2 protein-coding genes are annotated in these 1091 nt (G+C 65.0%); both read right to left on the reverse strand.

Going from position 1 to position 1091, the window contains the following annotated elements:
* The coding region (locus tag PQR02_RS40485) for an acyl-CoA dehydrogenase family protein (protein ID WP_408243395.1) at positions 1-639 on the reverse strand (639 nt) is incomplete at its 3' end.
* 64 nt (positions 640-703) lie between these two features.
* Positions 704-1091 (reverse strand): OsmC family protein (locus tag PQR02_RS40490; protein ID WP_408243396.1); only part of this gene is annotated, 388 nt, incomplete at its 5' end.

Genomic DNA, 1091 nt, shown 5'->3' on the forward strand with positions numbered 1-1091 from the left:
CGTACTGGTGCCTTCCATGCCGGAGAACACCGGGCAATGACGCAACTCGACGCGCGCGTCGCAGCTCAGCAGGAACATCACCTCATGCGAGACTGAACCGTCATCGCGATGCACCGCGGCGATCGCGCCGCAATACTGACCGAGGCCGATGTGACTGACCCACGGCAGCGTGCCGTTGATCAAATAGCCGCCCGGCGTAGGCGTGGCGCGGAACATCATCGGCTCGATGCCTGAGAACGCTTTCATCGGATTCGACAGCGCGGTGCCGCCGAACGTCTGGCCGCGGGCATGCACGTCGAGCCGCGCGCCACCCAGATACGGGTTGCCGGACTGCTCCATGTACAACCCGCAGACATCGTGGGCCCACATCAGGAAGCCAGTCGAGCCACACGCGCGGCTCGCTTCCTGCATCGCGGCGAGCGACAGTCCAAAGCGCGCGCCGTAGCGATCGAGGTGAACGCCGAGTGCGCCGGCCGCACCCAGCTCGCCCATGATGTCGAGCGGGTAGACCCCTTCGCCGTCGATCCGTGGCGCGGCTGCCGCGAGCGGACCGCGAGCGATCGCGGCCACGCGCGCCAGCACCGCTTCGTCACACCAGGTGTCGACGCTGGACTCTTCTGCTACCAATGCGTGTTCCATGTTGGTTTTCCTTCTGGTACCCGGGGCAGCCGCTACGCGCGGCACGGACGAGCGAAGCGGCGCTTCAGTCGGCGAGCGTAACGGTCATGGGAATCGGATTGCGCATCGAGTTTGCAACCGGCGAGAAGTAGTTAGCATGACGGACGATCTCATCAAGCTTCTCGCGCGTCGCATCTCCTTCGATCACGATCTTCACGCGGATCGCCTGGAAACCCATCTGCGCAGATTCCATCTCGGCGCCACCTGCGCCCCATGCAGCCGGATTGCCGATATCCGCTTCGAGGAACACTTCGAGCTTCGACAGCTTGACCTGCTTCCACGTAGCGACGGCTGTGATGCCGACCGCGAGGCAGCCGCCGAGACCGGACAGCACGATCTCGCCCGGCGCCGGCGCCGTGTCTTCGCCAAACAGATGCAGCGGCTCATCGACCACGACGGGCGTATGGTTGCCG

The organism is Paraburkholderia sediminicola (assembly GCF_046026895.1).
GTDB classification, from domain to species: Bacteria; Pseudomonadota; Gammaproteobacteria; order Burkholderiales; family Burkholderiaceae; genus Paraburkholderia; species Paraburkholderia sediminicola_C.